The sequence below is a fragment of the Sphingobacterium sp. UBA1897 genome, from assembly GCF_002337775.1.
GTDB classification, from domain to species: domain Bacteria; phylum Bacteroidota; class Bacteroidia; order Sphingobacteriales; family Sphingobacteriaceae; genus Sphingobacterium; species Sphingobacterium siyangense.
Genome location: NZ_DDGR01000005.1, coordinates 23,319 through 40,374, shown reverse-complemented (window position 1 = coordinate 40,374; position 17,056 = coordinate 23,319). Strand labels below are relative to the sequence as shown.

The 17,056-nt window shown below is 40.2% G+C and carries 13 protein-coding genes; 11 read left to right on the top strand and 2 right to left on the bottom strand.

The window, feature by feature from the left end; all coding sequences use genetic code 11:
• Positions 1-46: 46 nt before the first annotated feature.
• From B4N43_RS04060 to B4N43_RS04015, 10 genes are all read left to right on the top strand, one after another.
• Positions 47-1,447 (top strand): APC family permease, encoded by a 1,401-nt coding sequence (locus B4N43_RS04060; protein WP_236582744.1) that lies wholly within the window; start codon positions 47-49, stop codon positions 1,445-1,447.
• Positions 1,448-1,693: 246 nt separating this feature from the next.
• Positions 1,694-2,257 carry a bifunctional pyr operon transcriptional regulator/uracil phosphoribosyltransferase PyrR gene (gene pyrR / locus B4N43_RS04055; protein ID WP_286732925.1) on the top strand — a complete coding sequence of 188 codons (564 nt, stop codon included), beginning with the start codon at positions 1,694-1,696 and terminating at the stop codon, positions 2,255-2,257.
• A gap of 182 nt (positions 2,258-2,439) precedes the next feature.
• Positions 2,440-3,378 carry an aspartate carbamoyltransferase catalytic subunit gene (locus B4N43_RS04050; RefSeq protein WP_075994218.1) on the top strand — a complete coding sequence of 313 codons (939 nt, stop codon included), beginning with the start codon at positions 2,440-2,442 and terminating at the stop codon, positions 3,376-3,378.
• Positions 3,379-3,760: 382 nt separating this feature from the next.
• A complete protein-coding gene (locus tag B4N43_RS04045; protein ID WP_075994217.1) occupies positions 3,761-6,799 on the top strand; it encodes a tetratricopeptide repeat protein in 3,039 nt (1,012 codons plus the stop codon).
• Between the two features lie 6 nt (positions 6,800-6,805).
• Positions 6,806-8,548: a TonB-dependent receptor gene (locus B4N43_RS04040; protein WP_075994216.1), complete on the top strand. Its 1,743-nt coding sequence runs from the start codon at positions 6,806-6,808 to the stop codon at positions 8,546-8,548.
• Positions 8,549-8,588: 40 nt separating this feature from the next.
• Positions 8,589-10,043: a hypothetical protein gene (locus B4N43_RS04035; RefSeq protein WP_286732916.1), complete on the top strand. Its 1,455-nt coding sequence runs from the start codon at positions 8,589-8,591 to the stop codon at positions 10,041-10,043.
• Positions 10,044-10,068: 25 nt separating this feature from the next.
• Positions 10,069-10,776, top strand: coding sequence for a MotA/TolQ/ExbB proton channel family protein (locus B4N43_RS04030; protein WP_046672749.1), 708 nt, complete (start codon positions 10,069-10,071; stop codon positions 10,774-10,776).
• Positions 10,776-11,186, top strand: coding sequence for an ExbD/TolR family protein (locus tag B4N43_RS04025; protein ID WP_046672748.1), 411 nt, complete (start codon positions 10,776-10,778; stop codon positions 11,184-11,186). Before B4N43_RS04030 ends, B4N43_RS04025 begins: the two co-directional genes overlap by 1 nt.
• A 58-nt stretch (positions 11,187-11,244) precedes the next feature.
• Positions 11,245-12,072, top strand: a complete 828-nt coding sequence (locus tag B4N43_RS04020; protein WP_075994214.1) for an energy transducer TonB — start codon at positions 11,245-11,247, stop codon at positions 12,070-12,072.
• Positions 12,073-12,083: 11 nt separating this feature from the next.
• On the top strand, positions 12,084-13,388 hold the full coding sequence (locus B4N43_RS04015; protein ID WP_286732915.1) for a bifunctional folylpolyglutamate synthase/dihydrofolate synthase: 1,305 nt from the start codon (positions 12,084-12,086) through the stop codon (positions 13,386-13,388).
• 111 nt (positions 13,389-13,499) lie between these two features.
• Here the strand turns inward: B4N43_RS04015 and B4N43_RS04010 are convergent, their stop codons facing one another.
• Positions 13,500-14,519 (bottom strand): asparaginase, encoded by a 1,020-nt coding sequence (locus B4N43_RS04010; RefSeq protein ID WP_088162974.1) that lies wholly within the window; start codon positions 14,517-14,519, stop codon positions 13,500-13,502.
• A 12-nt stretch (positions 14,520-14,531) separates the two neighbouring features.
• Positions 14,532-15,299: a TatD family hydrolase gene (locus B4N43_RS04005; RefSeq protein ID WP_286732914.1), complete on the bottom strand. Its 768-nt coding sequence runs from the start codon at positions 15,297-15,299 to the stop codon at positions 14,532-14,534.
• A gap of 362 nt (positions 15,300-15,661) precedes the next feature.
• Between B4N43_RS04005 and B4N43_RS04000 the strand changes: the two genes are divergently transcribed.
• Positions 15,662-17,056, top strand: a complete 1,395-nt coding sequence (locus B4N43_RS04000; protein ID WP_286732912.1) for a TolC family protein — start codon at positions 15,662-15,664, stop codon at positions 17,054-17,056.

Below are 17,056 nucleotides of genomic sequence, written 5' to 3'. Positions count from 1 at the left end.
GATTATTTTTTCTTAGCTTAACGCCATATAAAACCAACCTTAAGTTATGATGAAACGTCAATTAAAATTGTGGGATGCAGTGATGCTGGTCATGGGGTCGATGATCGGAAGCGGTATTTTTATTGTATCGAGTGATATGATGCGGCAGCTGGGATCCGGATATTGGTTGGCGATAGTTTGGTTATTGACCGCATTAGCAACTGTTGCGGCGGCAATCTGCTATGGCGAATTGTCGTCTATGTACCCGAAGGCTGGGGGACAATATACCTATCTGACAGAAATATTTGGGAAGCCAATTGGTTTTTTATATGGCTGGAGTTTATTTACAGTCATTCAAACGGGAACGATAGCAGCTGTAGCTGTTGCCTTTGGTAAGTTTACAGCCTACCTTATTCCGCAGTTAAATGATGCAGCACCGCTATTTCAGCGTGGAGAGTTTAAGATTACCTGGATACAGATTGTCGCTATGGGTGTTATTATTCTCCTGACCTTTATCAATACAAGAGGGATCAAGAGTGGAAAAGCTGTTCAATCTTTCTTTACTTCAGCAAAAATTATTGCGCTGGTTTTACTGATTTTAGGTGGTCTGTTCTTGATTAAGGAAAATCATTTTTCAGAAAATATGGCTTATGGCTGGGATTCTTTTCAAAATTTGAAAGGTGCTGGCTGGTCGCAGATCTCGGGGGGCGTGCTGATGGGGGCTTTAGCTGCTGCGATGGTAGGTTCGGTATTTAGTAGTGTGGCCTGGGAAAATGTAACGTTTGTTTCCGGAGAGATTGTAAATCCACAGCGTAATGTTGTTCGGGCATTGGTTATCGGGACGAGCTTGGTGATGTTGCTCTATATAAGTTGTAATTACATTTACCTAGCGGCATTAAATAGAGAGGAAATTGCTTTTGCGGCAAATGATCGTGTTGCCATAGCGGCGGCTGAAAAAATATTAGGACATACGGGCACGATAGCGATGGCGATTCTGGTTATGATCTCGACCTTTGGCTGTGTTAATGGACTTGCGCTGTCCGGAGCGCGTGTTTTTCAGACCATGGCAAAAGATGGATTGTTTCTGAAGCAGGCGATTCCCAATAACAAATATGATGTGCCCGCACGATCGTTATGGCTTCAGGGAATCTGGGCTTCCTTACTTTGCCTGAGCGGACAATATGGCAATTTACTGGATATGATATCTTTTGTTATTGTCATATTTTATATGATTACAGTACTGGGTGTTATTATTCAACGTATCCGGAGACCGGATTTGGAACGTTCCTACAAAACCTTCCTCTTTCCGATTACACCAATCTTGTACCTGTTGATAGGTGCCGTATTTTGTGTATTATTAATTATCTATAAGCCACAATATACCTGGCCAGGCTTTATACTTGTATTAATCGGTGTACCGGTGTATTTTTTTGCACGGAATAATAAACGTGCCGAGCTAGATGAATAGTCGCTACCTATAGCATTTCGATGTTATGGAATTTGCTGTAAATGGTTGGCAATGCGTATTGTATATAACTTCAAAATCTGGTAATGTGCTGGAATAATGGCTTTGTAAATTTCCCGGAAAGGAAGATAATCTTTGTTTAAATCACTTTTTGTTATTGTGCCAGTTGGATGCAAATATTGAAATTAATTGCCCTTCATGGCTTCGTTTTTGTTAAAAAAAGTGTAGCTTTGCTCAAACATTCCCATAATGAAACAGTCGATTTTATTAGACGGACCAAAATTTCAAATCACAATTCAAAGACTATGTCGTCAATTGATTGAGAATCACGGTGATTTTTCAAATGCTGTCGTCATAGGTATTCAACCCCGAGGAACTTTCTTAGCGAGACGCATCGTCAAAGAGCTTGAACAAATGATCGGAAAAGAGATTTTAGTTGGCGATTTGGATATTACCTTTTATCGCGATGACTTCCGTACGAAAGGGAATACTGGTCCAATCTTAGCAAATAGCACAAATATCAATTTTATTGTAGAAGGTAAAGAGGTGATCTTTATAGATGATGTCTTATGGACAGGACGTACTATTCGTGCGGCAATGGATGCTGTGCAGGCATTTGGCCGTGCAAGAAGAATAGAATTGCTTGTTTTGGTCGATCGCCGGTTTTCTAGACAGATCCCTATTCAGCCCGATTATATCGGAATACAGGTAGATTCTATTGATTCACAAAAAGTAATTGTTAACTGGAAAGAATCAGAGGATCAGGATAGTATTATCTTGATTACAGAAAAGAAGGCGTCAACTAGCGATTAATAGCGGTGTCATGACGATACTGAAGGTTATTGTTGACCTTTGGAAACAGGCACTTTCAATAAAACCTTCATGACTTCGCAGACGCCAACAGCAATGAAAGCAAACTGAAGGTTCTTTCTGGCCAATAAGATCAGACACTTTCAGAAAAAAAATGATTAGTAAATATTTGAATATACTATAAAATGTCATCTGTAGCAGAACAATTAAGTACCCGCCATTTATTGGGGATCAAAGATCTAAATGAGAACGATATCCAATTGATCCTGGATACAGCAAGTAATTTCAAAGAGGTATTAAATAGGCCAATCAAAAAGGTTCCGTCGTTAAGGGATATTACGATTGCCAACGTGTTTTTTGAAAATTCAACACGGACACGTCTATCCTTTGAACTTGCTGAAAAGAGACTTTCTGCGGATATCGTGAATTTTGCGGCTTCCTCCTCTTCAGTAAGTAAGGGGGAGACACTCATCGATACGGTGAACAATATTCTTGCAATGAAGGTTGATATGATTGTGATGAGACATCCATACGCCGGAGCAGGGGTATTTCTAAGTAAACATGTTGATGCACAAATTGTCAATGCAGGTGACGGAGCACATGAACACCCTACACAGGCTTTACTTGATTCATTTTCGATCCGCGAACGCTATGGTGATGTAGCTGGTCGTAAAATAGCTATCGTTGGAGATATTACACATTCACGCGTTGCCTTGTCGAATATCTTATGTCTTCAAAAGCAAGGTGCAGAAGTGATGGTTTGTGGTCCGACCACATTAATTCCTAAACATATTACATCATTGGGTGTAAAAGTAGAGCATGATTTGCGGAAAGCGTTGAACTGGTGTGATGTTGCAAATATGTTACGGATTCAATTGGAGCGTCAGGATATTGCCTATTTCCCTTCCTTAAGAGAATATTCCATGCTATATGGATTGAATAAAGAGATTTTGGATTCTTTAGAGAAGCCAATCACAATTATGCACCCCGGACCAATCAATCGGGGGGTCGAAATCACATCGGATGTCGCGGATAGCGAACATTCAATTATTTTGGATCAGGTTGAAAATGGTGTTGCTGTGCGCATGGCTGTCTTGTATCTATTAGCAGGGCAACGCGGATAGTCTACATTGGTTTTGACGTGCGTTAATGTACGTGTGAGACTAAATAGCACTGTTTTCTAATGCAATAATAGTATGCCTGACTTTATTTTTTTGTCGGGCATATTTTTTGTGCAAAATTTCCGTTATAATACAGGGTTATTCACAGATGTTAATAACTTTTGTGTAAAATAGCTCAATTAAAGTATAATTTAGTAAAATGAATAAAACTATCTCCCTGAGAAGTGGAGATTTGAATTGATTTTCAATAAATTTGAGGCTATCTTAAAGCCTTTAATGGCAGAGAGGCTTTCGATAAATTTGCTTTGAAATGCGAATTTATCGCGGTTTGGAGGGAGATTCATTTACATTTGCAGATAAATAACATATTAAGGTTTCACATATTATGTATAAGAAGATTTACCAGGTGGGAGTTGCATTAACCGTTATGGCGACGCCAGCATTAGCGCAACAGACAGAATGGCAACAAATCAACAAGGCGTACAAAACAGGGATGGAATTGTATGAACGCGGAAAATTTAGTTCTGCTTCAGCCCAATTTGACCGTGTTGAAGCTTTGCGGACAAAATCCAACTTGCAATTGGACGAAACAGAGGAACTGTCTTTGTTGAAAGAGAACGTACGGTATTATCAAGCGGTTTGCGCACTGGAATTGGGCGAATCCGATGCCGAAAACCGTTTTCTGAAATACATTAAAGATTTCCCTGTCAGTGCAAATGCTAAAGCAGCTTATTTTCAAATCGGTAAATCCTATTATGCTAAAAAAGATTATGTTAAGGCCTTAGAGTGGTTTAACAAGATCGACAGCAAAAATTTAGCAGGTAAAGAAAATGTAGAATATCGCTTTAAATATGGATATGCTTCCTTTATGACAAAGGATTATAAAACGGCGAAACCATTATTTGAAGGATTGAAAGATCAGAAAACTGAATTTCAGGAAGCTTCAATCTATTATTACGCGTATCTTTCTTACTTAGACGCCGAGTATAAAACGGCGTTGAATGAATTTGAGCGCCTAAATGGATCTAAACAATTCGAAAATAGTTATCCTTATTATATTACTGCTTTGTATTTCTTGGATAAGCGCTACGACGATGTGTTGGATTATGCGTTGCCAATTTTGTCGCGAACAAAACAAGAAAATGAAACAGAGATGTTCCGTATTATCGCGGCAACATACTTTATCAAAGGTGATTTAAAAACATCAAAAGAGTATTACGACAAATTCCAGGCACAAGACCAAGGTAAGACGCAGAATAATCAGGATAGCTACCAAATCGGTTACATCGCTTACAAATTGAAGGATTACGATAAAGCGATCACTGAATTGGAAAAAATGACTGATCCTGACGCATATTATCAATCTGCGATGATTACCCTAGGGGATGCTTTCTTGAAGAAAGGCAATAAGCAATCTGCGCGTAACGCATTTTTCCGTGCTTCGAAATTGGATTTTGATCCAGCAATGCAAGAAGAAGGCTTATTCAACTATGCTAAGCTTTCGTATGAATTGGAATTCCACCAAGTGGCTTTGGCTTCGACACAAGAATACCTGAAAACGTACCCAAAATCGAAACGCTTAGAGGAAGCAAAAACTTTGCTTGCTGAAGTATTGTTGAGTACAAAAAACTACCGTGAGGCAGTTGATATTTTGGAATCTATCCCTAAACGTGGAAAAGAAGCAAACGCAGCTTATCAAAAGGTGACCTACTACAGAGGTTTGGAGTATTATAATGAGCGTGCTTTTGAAAATGCAATTTCCCTATTCATGCGCTCTGAAGAGTTTCGTTATGACGAGGAAATTTACGCTTTAGCCACCTATTGGAAAGCGGAAGCAATGTACGAAGTGCGTAAATATGGTGAAGCGGTTACAAATTTCAATAAATTCCTACGCTTGCCGGGAGCTAGCAAAACGGATGTGTATGGGTATGCCAATTATGCGTTAGCCTATGCGGCTTTCCGTAATGGAAACTACAGCACGGCGGCCAATTACTTCGAGCGTTTCTTAGCGTCTGGTGGTTCGAAAGGAATAGAAATGAATACACGTAATGATGCAATTGCACGCTTAGGTGATTCTTATTTCTCTTCGAAAAATTACGGCAGAGCATTAACAGAATACAATAAGTTGATCTCTTCTAAAGCGCCTAGTCAGGATTACGCGTTATTCCAGCGTGGTATTATTCAAGGTTTACAAGGGGATAACAATGGTAAAATTTCAACATTGAATGCTGTTATTGCACAATTCCCGAGCTCTAATTATGCTGATGATATTGCGTTTGAGATTCCTTACACACGTTTCTTGATGGGAGAAAGTGACCAGGCAATTGCTGGACTTCAAACAATGGTTGAAAAATATCCGCGCAGCAGTTATGTGCCACGTGCTTTGGTGACGATTGGTTTGGTTCAGTATAATCAAGATAACAATGATGCTGCATTGGCAACTTTCCAACGTGTAGTCGACCAATATGGATCAACAGATGAAGCAAGACAGGCCATGCGATCGATTGAGAACATCTATTTGGATAAAGGCGATGCAACAGGGTATATCAAATATGCAACTGGAACAAACTTAGGGGATGCGTCGAAATCTGAGCAAGACTCGCGTTCATTCTCCACTGCCACAACCCTATTCTCCAGAGGTAATTACCAAGGGGCAGTGGAAGCTGTAAATGCGTATTTCGATAAATTCCCGAAACCAAATCAAGAGAAATATGCACGTTTTGTTCGTGCTGAAAGTAACGCAGCTTTGGGCAATACAGAAGATGCACTACATGATTACAATATTATCTTGAATGACTGGACATCTCCTTATACAGAACGCACGTTGATTTCGGTGTCAAATTTATATTTGAAACAAAAGAAATATAACGAAGCGACACAGTTATTGAAAAAGCTGGAGCTTACTTCTGAATACAAGGCTAACTATGGTTTCGCAATAAATAACCTAATGGTCTCTTATTTCCAAATTGGGGATTATAAGGAAGCATTAAATTATACCAACGCTGTCAAGAACTACGAAAAGTCTTCGGAAGAGGAGATCGCAAATGCATTCTTGTATGCCGGTAAATGCTATGTGAAGCAGAATAAGAAAACTGAGGCAATGAAAGAATTCAGTTTAGCTGCATTGAAGAGCCGTACGGTATATGGTGCCGAAGCAAAATACAACGTTGCGGTACTACAATTGGAAAATAAACAATACGATGCGTGTATCAAAACAGCAATGGATCTATCCGATAATTTCTCTTCGTACGAATATTGGGTGGCGAAAAGCTTTATTACCATGGCTGATGCTTATGCAGGTAAAGGGGATTCTTTCCAGGCGAAAGCTACACTTGAATCGATTGTGGATAACTATGATGCGAAAGACGATATTTTGCCAGCCGCAAAAGAACGTCTAAATAAATTGAACAACAAAAAGAAATAGGATACAATGAAGAAGTTGCAAAATAGAAACGTGAAGAAATATACTTTAGCAGCGCTTTTGATGGGCGTGGGATTGAATTCTTTTGCACAGGAAACAGGCAAGAAGAATGATCCTGAGAAACCGGTCACTATCGATTCTTTTGATGTTGTTCGTGATTATAAGCCAATTCTTGCGGATGCTGTGAAAATCCGTCGCAGTCCGGATATGACCAATAAAAGGGAATACCAGCCCAAATTGTCCTACAACAATATTTTGGACAAGAAATTAGATATCAATACCGGTTTGAAACAATTGAATGTACAGGAGATTCCTTTTGCACAACCCTTTGAACATAGTAGCAACTATGTCAAATTTGGTATCGGTAACTATAACAGTATATTGGGAGAAGCTTATTTGGCTTCTGAACAGTTTGAAAATACACGATTTGGTTTATTTGCAAAGCATTTGAGCCAAAAGGGTAATATTGACGGACAGAAGTTCAGTACACAAGATATCGGTATCTTTGGTCGTCGTGTATTGGATGCGGTAACCGTTAAAGGTACCATCGGATACAATCGTTATGGCACAAACTTCTATGGCCAGACTTTTGATCAATCGGGAACAACCTTGTTGAATACGACTCCGGATAAACAGACCTTTACAGATATCTACTTGAATGGAGAGCTGTCAAGTAATGTGGATCCAAAAAATGAGCAAGCCTTAAGCTATTCCGCAAAAGTTGATGGTTATTTGTTTAAAGACGCTTATAAAGCCAAAGAAAATTCCATCGCATTATCCGGTTATTTGAACAAACGGCTAAGTGCATTCAATGTTGGTGCGAATTTGAGCGTGACAATGAATAATGTGAAAGATAGTGCTGAAGTAAAAAATCATTTGGCGGTCATCAATCCATATATTCGTTTTAAGGGCGACAACTATAACGTAACCTTGGGTGCGAATTTAACTTCTGAATTTGGCGATAGCTCAAGATTCAATATTTTCCCATCCGTAGAAGCTGATTTTGCTTTGGCACCTGAATATATTTCCTTGTTTGCCGGAATCAATGGGGGAGTGAAACAAGCTTCTTTCCGTAGTTTCGCTAAGGAAAATCCATATTTGGCTCCTAACGCCAAAATGATAAACTCGATTGAGAAAATGAATGTTTACGCGGGTTTAAAAGGAAATGCTGGCGCAACATTTGGTTATAAAGTAAAGGTATTCTACAAACAGATTGAGGGATTGCCTTTATTTAAAAACAGTGCATTTGGCGATAGTCAAAATGGTTATGTTCCTTGGGCTTTTGATGTCGTTTATGATGGCGTGATCAATAAGGCTAAACATATGGGATTGGAAGGGGAAATCAATGTACGTCTTTCACAACTGGTTAATCTGGGCGGAAAAGTGTATATAGACGATTATAAATTGAGTGATGAGGAAGAAGCATGGGGATTGCCAAAATTCCGTATGCAGGCTAATGCACGCTTCAATATCTCCGATAAATTTTTCGTAGATGCTGAACTTTCTACACAAGGCAATACCTATGCGTATATTTATGATTATAACGCAGATGGCAGTCGTATTGCCAACAGTGGGCATAAGGCAACAATAGCGTCGTTTGCTGATCTTAATGCAGGCGCAGAATACCGAATCAAAAAACAATTTGGTATTTTCGTCAAAGCAAATAACATTTTTGGAAAAGAATACGAACGTTATATGTATTACCCAAGATTGGGCTTTAATGTAATTGGTGGTCTTAATTATTCGTTTTAACGAATTAAGATTATAAATTTGCATCTTAAAATAGTGCGCGATGAATCTAGGCAAAAACATCAATAGTTTATTAAAACGTTATGCGGAAGTATACGTGCCCGGAATAGGTGTGTTCAAACGAATTCATTCTCCGGCTCAGTTCGATAAACAGAATAATGTGTTTTTACCCCCGATTTCTTATGTTGAGCTCGACTATTCTGCTCAACATGGATTTAATATTGTTCATTATATCCAACAACAGGAAAACTTGGGCCTCAATCAGGCGCAACAGATCTTGTCGGAAACTGTTGATAAGCTGCGGGCCGATTTGGGGCAATTTGGACAGGTCAAACTTGATGATCTTGGATTACTGATAAGTTATGGCGCAAGTTTGGTCTTCAAACCCTTAGACTTGTCGGGATTCGACTTCCAACCGGTTACAAATCTTGTTGCACCAGAAATTGAAACAGTTGTTTCTTCTTTGGAAGAAGCCAAAGAAGAAGAACTTACGGCCTTAGCTGTTGAAGAAGACCCTGTTGTAGAAGAAGATCCTGTTGTAGAAGAAGATCCTGTGGTGGAAGCTAATGATAAGGTAGAGCCTGCGATAGAGTCTATGCCGGATACGGCAGATCAAGACGAAACGATCGAGGTTGAAGAGGTCAAAGAAGAAGCTGAAACAACACAGGTAACGGATCCAGTAGCGGATGAGCTTTCGCAGGAGACAGCACCAACAAGCGATCGTACCGGTCTTGAAGCTGAAGAATCGTCGTTAGCGCAAAAGGAAACTGAAGAGTTTGAACCTGTGGATGCTGCTGTGATAGCTGATAGCAGTGTTTCGGTTACTCCGAAGGAAGAAAACACTTCAAAAAGAGAAATCGGTGCTATTGCGTCGGCTAACGCGAATTCAACATACGCACCAAATATCTATGAGGAAGAGCCGCGTAATTCAAATGCGATCTGGTATTGGATGACTGGAATTATTGTGCTGGCAATGGTTGCTGTTGCGGTCGTTTACACCAATCCTGCGTTGAAGGATTCGTTATTTGGATCGACTAAACCTGTTGTAAAAACGGCAGATACGCTTGTTCAAAAACAGCCGATCATGCCTGCGGATACATTGTCCAATACGTTGCAAGCCGATAGTTTGAAAAAAGTCGATTCATTGGCTAAGCGCACTGTGATAGATTCTGTTAAAAAGACATCAACTGTACCAGCGCCTAATGCGGCAGCAAAACCTCCGGTTTTGGAAGCAAACCCTGTGATCAAAGAATCTATCCCTGTTGCACAACCCAGATATCAATTGGTAATAGGTTCTGCAAAGACAATGGTACAAGCAGAGCAGGAAGCCAAGCGCCTTCGGGAAATGGGCTATAAAACAGCACGAGCTGTAGAGGGAAAGTTTAAAAGAAATAGAAAGAAAATCATCTTAAACACCTACATGACAAAATCGGAGGCAGACCTCGCTAAGAAATCTGTAGAGAAAAAGATTGAAGGTGCTTGGGTAGAAACATTATAGAAACTATATAAAACTATTAATAATTATGTCATTAGTACAAGATACAGCACGGGCTGCTGTGGATTCGTTTAATCAAGCTGCACAACAACCATTACCTGCTGCTGCGCCTACAGAAAACATGAGTTTGATCGATATGATGATCAAAGGGGGATGGATCATGGTTCCAATCCTACTGTTGTTCTTTATTGGATTGGTTATCTTTTTTGAGCGTTATTTGACTATCCGTCGCGCCGCAAAATATGATAACAGCTTAATGTCGCAAGTAAAGGCAAATGTTTTGTCCGGAAATTTGGATTCGGCATTAGCTGTAGTTCGTTCAAGTAACTCAGCTTTGGGACGTATGTTGCAAAAAGGCTTATTGCGTGTCGGCAGACCGATCAAAGATATTGAAGGAGCGATCGAAAACGTGGGTAAATTGGAAGTTGCCAAGTTAGAAAAGAACATCAATATTTTGGGTATTATTGCTGGTATTGCCCCGATGCTTGGTTTCGTAGGTACGATCTTTGGAGTAATTAAGATTTTCCACGACGTCGAATTAGCTGGTGGTATTGATATTGCTTCTGTATCTGGGGGGCTATATGTAAAAATGGTATCTTCTGCATCAGGTCTTGCGGTTGGTATCTTAGCTTATTTGGGCTACCATATCCTGAATATGATGGTGGAACGATTGATTTTACGTATGGAAACGGATGCAGTAGAATTTATTGATTTATTGGATGAACCGGGAAGATAATGAACTTACGAAGTAGAAAAAATAAACCATCTGCGGAAGTACATACTTCAGCGCTGAATGACATCATGTTTTTCCTGATGTTGTTCTTCCTGTTGGCTTCTGCAGTTTCTAATCCGCAAGTGGTGAAGCTATTGTTACCAAAGTCAAGTGCGGGAGAACAATCTGTTGCTAAAAAGACCGTCACGGTATCGATTACAAAAGATTTGGGCTATTTTATTGACAAAACTCCAGTTCCCATTGAAGGATTGGAAGCTGCAATTCAATCGCAAATGGCTGCGGGTGAGGAAGTGACAATTATGCTCTATGTCGATAATACGGTTCCCATTCAAAATGTTATTTCTGTAATGGATGTAGCTAATCGATTGAAGATTAAAGTGGTATTGGCAACAGAACCAAAAAAAGATAAATAGGAACAATTAAACTTTTTTTAAGTTTATTGGTCAGCTATTAATATAGGAGATTAATGCGATGAGATATCACCTTCAACATGAAGAAAATAATTTCCCCAAAGCATTGGGGATATCGACTTTGGTCATGGCATCGTTGCTCTTGATTGGATTTTTTGTTGTTTTTAAAGCTCAGGCACCTGATGAATATGGAATGGGGGGAATGATCGTCAATTACGGTACTTCACCTGAGGGAATGGGAGATGACTATATGAGTGTTGAGGAACCATCGGTGGATCCCAACGCCAATAATGAACGCCCTGACCGTATTGATCCTGTTGAAACACCTACCCCAACTCCAACGCAGCAAGTTGCGGAGAAAGCGGTTGTCACACAGGATTTAGAAGATGCCCCTGCGGTAACAAAAACGGAAAAGAAGGTCGTTTCAAAAGCACCGGAAACAACCAAAGCTGTAAAAGAAGTGGCACCACAGGCCAATGCCAAAGCGCTTTTTAAAGGCAATAAAAATAACGGTACTGGAGCTGGTGATGGTACAGGGACAACTCCTGGAAATCAGGGTTCCAAACTGGGTGATCCTTTAGCAAGTAACTACGGCGAAGGGGGATCTGGAAACGGTAACATGATGTTGTCTATTGAGAACCGAAGTTTTACGCAACGGCCAAGTATCGACGATAATGGACAGCAAGCAGGAAAGGTTGCTGTGGAGTTTAGAGTGAACAAGCAAGGGGTTATCACCTATGCGCGTGCTGGTGTAAAAGGAACGACGATTACCGATCCATCCTTGTTGGAGAAATGTGAGCGTGCTGTACGTGGCGCTAGGCTAAACCAATTGCCAAATGCTCCCGACTCCCAAACAGGACGGATTGTATTCAATTTTAGATTAAGATAAAAATCATTCACATGAATGCTTATAATGAGGCAATCGAGTATCTGTATACTCGATTGCCTATGTTTACAAGGGATGGCGCCTCTGCCTTCAAAAAAGACCTTGACAATACCATCAAACTTTGCGCTGCTTTGGACAACCCACAGCGAAAATTCAAAACATTACATATTGCCGGTACAAACGGAAAAGGATCCACCTCCCACATGTTGGCCGCTATTTTGGCCGAGGCAGGATATAAGACAGGCCTCTATACTTCACCACATTTACTGGATTTCAGAGAACGTATTCGTGTCAATGGTCAGTTATGTGAGAAAGAATTTGTTGTTGATTTTGTCAATACCCATCGCGAGCTTATAGAAGAAGTCAGTCCATCGTTTTTCGAAATTACTGTAGCCATGGCTTTTGATTATTTCGAGAAGAATAAGGTTGATATCGCTGTCATTGAAGTCGGCCTTGGCGGGCGTTTGGACAGTACCAATATTATTCAGCCTTTGCTGTCGGTAATTACCAATATCGGTTTTGATCACATGAATCTTCTTGGTAATACCCTAGTGGAAATTGCTGCTGAGAAGGCCGGAATTATCAAAAGAAATACACCTGTCGTTATTTCGGAATATGCTGAAGAGACAGCAGCTGTGTTTTTGGATAAAGCAACGATCGAGCATGCACCGATCCAATTCGCTTCCGATAAGTATGCCACGAAAATGCTGGGTGTGGACCAAGATTATTTGACGGTACAAGCGACGGATTCTGCGGGTCATTCAGCAGACTATCAGCTGGATTTAAAAGGCTCCTATCAGGTCAAGAACCTCGCCGGCGTCCTGTTAGCTGTGGATGAATTACGTCAACTGGACTTTGAGATCAGTGATCAACATGTGCATCAAGCGCTAAAAAATGTGCAGGCAACCACAGGAATTCAAGGCCGATGGCAACAATTGTCTAAGGATCCATTTATCATCTGTGATACAGGGCACAATGAGGACGGAATTCATGAAGTGCTCAAAAATCTGGCTACAACAACTTATGATAAATTGCACTTTGTGATAGGCGCCATGCGCGATAAGGATTTATCACATATGTTGCCTTATCTGCCCAAAGATGCAACCTACTATTTCTCTGCTCCAGATATGCCGCGTGCAATGCCAGCAGAAGAGCTGCGGAAAGAAGCTATGGAATTTGGTCTAACGGGACTTGATTATGCATCGGTAGGAGCTGCGTTTGATGCAGCAAAAGAAGCGTATCAACAAGGGAACCTTATTTTTGTTGGCGGAAGCAATTTTGTTGTTGCGGAAGTGCTTGCTCGTTTGAGACAGGAATAAGAATACCGCCTTTTCTCGTAAATAAATCTGCGGGAGGATTATTGAAACCGATCACAAAAAAGGGAGCTGCGTGAAGTGCAGCTCCCTTTTTTGTTATTTTGTGCCTGGTCATTAGTCATTGATCGTCAATTCACCACGGATATCCTTTTCAATCCAATAGGCGACCTCTTTTTGATCTTCTAACTCGCCTTGAAGATACATTAATTTGGTTACTGCCGCTTCGAATGTCAGGTCGTAGCCATTGAGCACGCCGATGGATTTAAGTCCTTGTGAAGTCTCATAGCGACCTAATTCAACAGACCCTACTTTACATTGCGAAATGTTGAGGATATTTTTACCTTGTTCAATTGCTTCCTTCAATAGATCCAAAAACCAAGTGTCGGTGGTTGTATTGCCCGATCCGAATGTTTCCATAACAATGGAGCGGACATCGGAATCTAGGACTGCTTTGATTGTTTGTGCAGAGATCCCCGGAAATAATTTCAATACGGCTACCCTGTTGTCCAGTTTGGTATGTAGGATAAATTCTTTATCAATATTATTTAATAAAGCATCTGTATTATATTTGAGGTGAATACCAGCTTCAACCAATACGGGATAGTTTGGCGATCTAAAGGCCTCAAATTTGGCCGAATTATATTTAAATGAGCGATTGCCACGGAATAATTTATTGTCGAAAAGAATGCATACCTCTTGGATAATGGATATACCATCCTGCTTCGCAGAGGCTATTTCCAACGCTGTCATCATATTTTCCCGGGCATCCGTTCGAATTTCCCCAATAGGCAATTGGGAGCCTGATAATATGACCGGTTTTTGGAGTCCTTCCAACATAAAGCTCAGTACTGATGCCGTAAAAGCCATTGTATCGGAACCATGCAGAATAACAAAACCGTCGTAATCTGCATAGTTATCCTTAATAATTTGTGCCATTTCAATCCATATCTCTGGCTTCATGTTGGATGAATCGATAATGGGTTCGAAAGAGTGCACGGTCAGCTTATAGTCTAAGCGACTTAAATCAGGGAGATTACGTTTGATCAATTCAAAGTCGAAAGGAACGAATGTTCCTGTTTCATCTTTAACCATTCCAATGGTCCCACCTGTGTAGATAATAAAGATATTATGCATTGAGTTTTGAAATTATATACCAAATATACGTTTTGAATTTTCTGTTGTGATTTCGGCTACCTTTTCGACGGAGATCTGGTGAAGGTCAGCTACTTTTTGTGCGACGTAAACCAAATAGCTACTTTCATTTTCTTTACCGCGAAAGGGGACAGGAGCCAAATAAGGTGCATCTGTTTCCAGAACAATATGTTTTAAATCGATTTCTTTGACCACCTGATCTAAGCCCGCTTTTTTAAAGGTAACGACTCCGCCAATACCAAGAGCGAAACCTAAATCGATAGCTTGGCGGGCCTGCTCCAGGGAACCGGTAAAGCAGTGCAGAACGCCAAATAATTTGTCGTCGTGAAGTTCTTCCAATAATTCGAACAGTTCAGTGAAGGCTTCCCGGCAGTGGATATCGATCGGTAAATTTAATTCCTTAGCCCATTTAACCTGAGTTCGAAAGGCGTCTTTTTGAATTTCAAGCGTGCTTTTATCCCAATAAAGATCCAGCCCGATCTCACCTATGGCATGGACTTTGTTTGTTTCCAAGCTCTTTCGGATGGTTTCTAACTCTTCCACATAGTTTTCTTTTACATCGCAGGGATGTAATCCAAGCATGGGAAAACAATGTTCTGGATAAGCTGCTACGGTATCAAATACAGGTTTTATGGAAGCGCTATTCACATTCGGCAAAAAAAGGCGTTGTATGCCATTATCGAAGCAACGTTGTAGATGTTCTTGCAGTTTTTCGGTTCCTGCATGGTAATAAATGTGTGTATGTGTATCTGTAAGCAACATAGTTTTCTGCGTGGAAGCAGCGGGTTAGGGTAAAAACTTGTTTTTATTATTATCGAATAAAGTGGTAGACTTAATTACCAAAATTTCAATTCGCTCTCCAAAGATAACTTATTAATTAGCAAAAATGAAAATTAATACAGGATTCCTTCTACAGAAACGAATTCCTTTTTTTGTATCTTGGAAAAGCTAACAGGTGGAGGTCAGTCCTTCATGTCATGGAGACATTAGCAAAGATTGTTATTGGCCGTTGAAAAGATACGTTTAATTAAAAAGAGTCAGAAGTCAAACATACTGTACGATTTACTGTTAAACAGATAAAAGAGGCGGTTGTTGTCCTATTTTTATAAGAATAAATGAATCATATGATGAATAAGAGGTTATGCCTGGGTTTGTTGACTTTGGCGTCGGTTATGTGTTTAAACAAATTACATGCGCAATCATTGATTGACCCTTCGGTAAAAGATATTATTCAAAAAGCCTTTCAGACAAATAAAGAATTGAAATTGAAGGCTTACGAAGTCGATAAAGCACGTCTGGAAGCCGATGGAGTAAAAGCAAACCGGCTGCCACATGTCTCGGCACTCGGGCTATACGGTTATGTACATAGCAATGGGAGTATTGATATTCCTACGGTTAATATCCCTTTATTGAACCTCGGCTTGTTTGAAGGAGCCACAGGATTTAGTATGCATGGGCAAGCGGCCTATGCGGGGGTGTCTGTAAAGCAGATTATCTTTTCGGGATTACAGATTCCGAATGGAATAAAAGCATTGCAGGAGAAAGCTGTGGCTCAACAATATTTAGAATCGGCCGGTCGAGAAACACTTTCAAAGGATATTATTGCTTCTTTTGATCAGCTGATGTTGTTGGATGAGGTGGATAAATTGATTGTCGATTCTGAAAAGCGATTAAAGAAAGAACAGGAAAAAGTGAATAAAGCGATTCAAAATGGCCTTGCAATACCTTATGATAGAGATAAATTGAAATTGGCCTTGCTGGAGCTGGAAGAGAAAAAGGTAGAGGTTTCTGGCAATCGGGATTTGTTGTGTCAAAAGATCGAGCAAGAAACAGGGGTATCTTTTCAGGAGGTCGGTGGAATTCATTATGGACTTAAACCTATATTTTTGTCGGATCTTCCACGTGATGTCGAACAAAGATCCGAATTGAAAGCGCTAGATGCTTCCTCAAAAGCGTATGAGTACCTGTATAAAAAAGAAAAGGGGGGAGCTCTTCCTGCTGTCTTTGCTTTTGGATCCGCAAACTATCTGAATGTATTCAACTCCAAACTCACGGTGAAAGACCAACCGCTATTTGGTACAGTCAACTTACCGCTTAATTCCATCAAGGGGAGCCCAAATTTAATGGTCGGCGTAGGGGTTAAATGGGATCTCTATACGGGCGGAGAGCATCATAATAAGATAAAGCAAGTTAAACTTGATCAGCATATCAATACGACCAAGCGAGAAGATGCGCAAGAAAAATTAAATTTATTACTCAGCAAAAATACCGTTACCTACACGACTGGCAATCAAAAGTTGAAAGTGGGCGAACAGCAATTGAAAGTTGCCGAAAATAACCTTTCTATGGCTGTTAAACAATATCAAGCTGGCTTAATAGATGTTACGGAGTTATTGGCTGCTGAAAACGATTGGTACAAAGTTAATTTGGGTTATTTTAACAATGTTTTGCAGCAACGTACAGCTGCAGTTGAATTACTACATACATCAGGAAAATTATTACAAACTATACATGAGTAA

Coding starts and splice junctions, on each gene's coding strand:
- B4N43_RS04060 (WP_236582744.1), top strand. CDS start 47: ATGATGAAACGTCAATTAAAATTGTGGGATGCAGTGATGCTGGTCATG.
- pyrR (WP_286732925.1), top strand. CDS start 1,694: ATGAAACAGTCGATTTTATTAGACGGACCAAAATTTCAAATCACAATT.
- B4N43_RS04050 (WP_075994218.1), top strand. CDS start 2,440: ATGTCATCTGTAGCAGAACAATTAAGTACCCGCCATTTATTGGGGATC.
- B4N43_RS04045 (WP_075994217.1), top strand. CDS start 3,761: ATGTATAAGAAGATTTACCAGGTGGGAGTTGCATTAACCGTTATGGCG.
- B4N43_RS04040 (WP_075994216.1), top strand. CDS start 6,806: ATGAAGAAGTTGCAAAATAGAAACGTGAAGAAATATACTTTAGCAGCG.
- B4N43_RS04035 (WP_286732916.1), top strand. CDS start 8,589: ATGAATCTAGGCAAAAACATCAATAGTTTATTAAAACGTTATGCGGAA.
- B4N43_RS04030 (WP_046672749.1), top strand. CDS start 10,069: ATGTCATTAGTACAAGATACAGCACGGGCTGCTGTGGATTCGTTTAAT.
- B4N43_RS04025 (WP_046672748.1), top strand. CDS start 10,776: ATGAACTTACGAAGTAGAAAAAATAAACCATCTGCGGAAGTACATACT.
- B4N43_RS04020 (WP_075994214.1), top strand. CDS start 11,245: ATGAGATATCACCTTCAACATGAAGAAAATAATTTCCCCAAAGCATTG.
- B4N43_RS04015 (WP_286732915.1), top strand. CDS start 12,084: ATGAATGCTTATAATGAGGCAATCGAGTATCTGTATACTCGATTGCCT.
- B4N43_RS04010 (WP_088162974.1), bottom strand. CDS start 14,519: ATGCATAATATCTTTATTATCTACACAGGTGGGACCATTGGAATGGTT.
- B4N43_RS04005 (WP_286732914.1), bottom strand. CDS start 15,299: ATGTTGCTTACAGATACACATACACACATTTATTACCATGCAGGAACC.
- B4N43_RS04000 (WP_286732912.1), top strand. CDS start 15,662: ATGATGAATAAGAGGTTATGCCTGGGTTTGTTGACTTTGGCGTCGGTT.